We start from the raw sequence: 4,125 nt of genomic DNA, 5'->3' as shown, positions 1-4,125 counted from the left end.
GTATTCCAGCCCAAGTTCAATCCTGTGCCCGGTGACCCAGCCCACCAGCAGTACTGCCGGCACTGTGAGGCCGATTGTGGCAACAGCTGACCCCAGGCAGATATTGACGGCGCGCTGAAGCTTGTTTTCCCGCGCGGCCTGAAGTGCACTGAGCCCTTCCGGCATCAGGACCAGAGCAGCGACAATAAAGCCGCTCAGGGCCAGCGGTGCACCGAGACCGGCGATCCCGAACTCCACATAAAGCGCAAGCTTCTTGGAAAGGAGAATGATCGGCAGGAGCGCTAGAAACAGGCCTGCTACATGAAATGGCACGGAACGAACCACCACATTGTGATGGCCGTGATCATCATCGACAGAATTCGGCTGACGGAAGATGTCGCTGTGTGTGACTGTCTGAATTGCCAGGAATACACCGTAGAGCAGGATCGACATCACCACCTCAAAGACCGCTTGAAGTGGAGACAGTTCGCCGCCAGGAGCGGAGTGTGTCACCCTGGGCAAGACCAGTGCAAAAATTGCCAATGGCACCAGAACCGACAAAAAGGCATTTGCCCCTTGCAGATTGTAAGTCTGATTTCTGTGCCGTAAGCCACCGGCGAGCAAACACAAGCCGACAAGTCCGTTCAGAACAATCATAACGACGGAAAACATCGTATCGCGCGCCATCGCAGGCGCTGCTTCGCCCGACAGCATGATCGCCACGATTAGGGCGACTTCGATGCCGATTACCGCAAGTGTCAGGATCAACGTCCCGAAGGGTTCTCCGAAAATCGTCGCAAGACATTCAGCATGCCTGACAACCGAAAATGCACACCACATGACAGTTGCAAATATCGCTGCCAGAAGTCCAAGAGACACACCTATGCCGACTGTTTCCGGCTTCAATGCGTCTCCGGCCAGGGTAAAAACCGCAAACACGAGGAACCCGATCAGGCTGGGCAATTCAGATCTCAAAATACTCACAAGTCACCATCGGGCGAAAATTTTAGTGGACGAATGGCGAAACTATAGGCTGTCCCAGTGCTTTGTCGCAACACGAAGATTTCCCCTTCGACCCCAACAAAAAAGCCGGCGTGGATCGCCGGCTTTTCCACTAAATTTCGAACTCTCACTTAAATCGCCAGGTATTCCTGGCGAAGTTCCGCATTGTCGAGCACTTCCTGGGCTACACCGTCAAAGACAACCTCCCCCATATCGAGGATCACGGCCCTATCAGCCAGATGCAGCGCAGCGATTGCATTCTGTTCGACGATGATGGTTGTGATCCCAAGGTCCTTGACACCTTCCAGAATGCGTTCAATTTCCTGAACGATCACAGGCGCCAGACCTTCATAGGGTTCGTCAAGCAGCAGCAGTTTGATATCGCGCGCCAAAATCCGGGCAACCGCGAGCATCTGCTGCTCGCCTCCGGACATAGTAACGGCGTCCTGAGAACGTCGTTCGGCAAGACGCGGAAAATGATCGTATATCCGCTCAATCGACCACCCTTTCGGCTCCGCGATCTGGGAGAGCTCCAGATTTTCCTGCACGGTCAGTCCGGGAATGATCCGTCTGTCTTCCGGCACAAGCCCCACGCCGAGACGCGCAGCCTGGTAGCTCTTCATTTCATGCAGTGGCTTGTGATCCAGCCAGATCTCGCCATGGGTCAGATTTGGGTCGTCCATGCGGGCGATCGTGCGCAATGTCGAGGTTTTTCCTGCGCCATTACGGCCAAGAAGCGCCAGAATTTCACCTTCACGAACATCAAAACTGACACCCTGCACGATATAGCTTTCGCCATAGTAGGAGTGCATGTCCCAGGCCGAGAAGAAGGCCGGCGCGGTCCCGCGCGCTTTCTGCGGCTTTACCGACGGTGCGGTCTTTCCTGCAAACTGATCTTCAAGAATGGTCACAGGTGTGCTCCTCCGAGATAGGCTTCCTGCACACGGGGATCGCCTTTGATGTCTTCCGGTCTGCCTTCTGCAATGATCGTTCCCTGCGCCAGAACCGTTACTTTCTTGGCCAGTGAAAACACCACATGCATGTCATGCTCGATCACTACCTTGGTGATACCGCGATCGCTGATCCGTTTGAGTAGGTCGATTGTGTTGTTGGTGTCTGCCCGCGACATACCCGCGGTGGGCTCGTCCAACAGCAGCAGTTTCGGGTCCTGAGAAAGGCACATCGCCAACTCGAGCCTCCGCTTGTCTCCTCGAGACAGGGCCCCCGAAATGGTGCCACTCTTTTCCGCGAGGCCGACATCCTCGAGCATATGAAGTGCCTTGTCCCGGATTTCCGCATCCTGATCCAGACGTTTGAAAGCATGGAGTGCGAATTCTCCATCCCGCTTCGCCATTGTTGGAATCATGACGTTTTCCAGAAGTGTCAGTTCCGCAAAAATCTCAGGTGTCTGAAAAACACGGGAGACACCCGCCTGATTGATTTCGTACGGCTTCATCCCGGTAAGCGAGATGTCACCAAACATCACGCTGCCTGTGTCAGGTGCAAGACGTCCGATCATGCAGTTCAGGAAGGTTGATTTTCCCGCTCCGTTAGGGCCGATGATCGCGTGAACCGTTCCCTCTTCTACCGAGAAGTTCACATTGTTGAGGGCTTTCAGACCACCGAACGATTTGTTCACGCCCTCTACGCGTAAGATTTCCATGATCGTTTCCTTACTCAGCTGGGGCTGTTGCGCCGGTCGGGTTGGTTTTACCTGGCGAACGCTTGAAAGCGCGGAAGATCCGAGAGATCCCTTCCATCAGGCCACCTGGCAGGAAAATAACGATCAGCATGAAAAGAACACCGAGGGTCAGATGCCAGCCTTCACCAACGAAGAGGCTGGAAACCGCCACAACCGGATACTCCAGGAAATCGGGTAGAAATCCGAAAATCTCATGCAGGGTCTGTTCGTTGAAAGCGGAGAAGATGTTCTCAAAATACTTGATCAGGGCCGCACCGAAAATCGGACCAAGCAAAGTGCCTGCACCGCCCAGGATCGTCATCAGGACGACTTCACCCGACGCGGTCCATTGCATGCGCTCTGCGCCAGCCAAAGGGTCGGTGATACACATCAGTGCACCGGCAAGCCCTGCATACATTCCGGATATGACAAAGGCTGCCAATGTGTAGGGCCGCGGATTGAGGCCGGTATAATTCATCCGGTTCTGATTGGTTTTGACAGCTCTGAGCATGATGCCGAACGGGGATCGGAAGATCCGCTGAGCGACAAAGAAGCCGATCAGAAGCACTGCGGCGCAGAAGTAGAAGCCGGCATAACCCGTCATCTCGATGCCGAAGAGCGACGAGATCAGCGGTCCGTCGGTAGCTGCAGAGCCGTCCAGAATGCGCGGATCGCTTTCCAGAACCCGTAGCCCCGTTTCACCATTGGTGATCGGCGTCAAAACCGAATAGGCCAGGTTATAGGACATCTGTGCAAAGGCGAGTGTCAGGATCGAGAAGTAGATCCCGGAACGCCGCAGTGAGACATAGCCGATAGCCAGTGCAAAAATTCCTGACGTGACCACCGCCAGAATGGCCGCCGGTATCGGGTTCATGCCCAGAAGTTTGAATGACCACACAGCGGTGTAAGAACCGACACCAAGGAAGGCAGCGTGCCCGAAGGACAAATACCCGGTTAGCCCGAAAAGCAGATTGAAGCCGGTGGCAAAGAGGCCGAAGATCGCGAACTTCTGCAAGAGATCCGGATATCCGGCCCCGATCGGTGCCAGCCAGATGGGCATTGTGAGTACCGCTGCGGCAAAGATGAGGAAAAAGACAGTGTCTCGCGCTGGAGATGAATTCATTGTCATGTTTTAGCTCTCCATGACGCCCTTGCGGCCCATCAACCCGCGCGGACGCACAAGCAGAATAACCACAGCTACGAGGTAGATGATGATTTGGTCGATGCCCGGGAAGATCGCCTTCACCTCATTCATAGATGCGAAGGATTGCAGGATGCCGAGCAGGAAACCCGCCGTGACCGCTCCGGGAAGAGAGCCCATGCCACCAACCACGACCACGACGAAACTGAGCACAAGGAAGTCCATGCCCATGTGATAGTCGGGCGGCAGGATCGGTGTGTACATCACGCCAGCCAGTCCGGCGACCACCGCGGCGATCGCGAAGACAACCGTGAACCGCCGT

At 55.2% G+C, this 4,125-nt stretch carries 4 protein-coding genes and 1 pseudogene; all 5 read right to left on the bottom strand.

Translation table 11 applies throughout. The features are described from left to right. On the bottom strand, nt 1-942 hold a 942-nt coding region (locus K5905_RS29010; protein WP_297590962.1), incomplete at its 3' end, for a calcium:proton antiporter. A gap of 170 nt (nt 943-1,112) precedes the next feature. Continuing rightward, nucleotides 1,113-1,892 (bottom strand): ABC transporter ATP-binding protein, encoded by a 780-nt coding sequence (locus tag K5905_RS29005; RefSeq protein WP_297590960.1) that lies wholly within the window; start codon nt 1,890-1,892, stop codon nt 1,113-1,115. After that, a complete protein-coding gene (locus K5905_RS29000) occupies nt 1,889-2,644 on the bottom strand; it encodes an ABC transporter ATP-binding protein (RefSeq protein ID WP_297590958.1) in 756 nt (251 codons plus the stop codon). The genes K5905_RS29005 and K5905_RS29000 overlap by 4 nt, the downstream gene beginning before the upstream one ends. A gap of 10 nt (nt 2,645-2,654) precedes the next feature. Then, on the bottom strand, nt 2,655-3,722 hold the full coding sequence (locus K5905_RS28995; protein WP_297590964.1) for a branched-chain amino acid ABC transporter permease: 1,068 nt from the start codon (nt 3,720-3,722) through the stop codon (nt 2,655-2,657). A gap of 72 nt (nt 3,723-3,794) precedes the next feature. Next, nucleotides 3,795-4,125, bottom strand: a pseudogene (locus K5905_RS28990) (branched-chain amino acid ABC transporter permease); the annotation flags it as partial.

Source organism: Roseibium sp. (genome assembly GCF_025698965.1).
In the GTDB taxonomy this organism is placed as follows: Bacteria; Pseudomonadota; Alphaproteobacteria; order Rhizobiales; family Stappiaceae; genus Roseibium.
Note: the sequence above shows the minus strand (reverse complement) of the source record. Positions and strands in the feature narration are given on the sequence as shown.

Coding starts and splice junctions, on each gene's coding strand:
- K5905_RS28995 (WP_297590964.1), bottom strand. CDS start 3,722: ATGCCCATCTGGCTGGCACCGATCGGGGCCGGATATCCGGATCTCTTG.
- K5905_RS29000 (WP_297590958.1), bottom strand. CDS start 2,644: ATGGAAATCTTACGCGTAGAGGGCGTGAACAAATCGTTCGGTGGTCTG.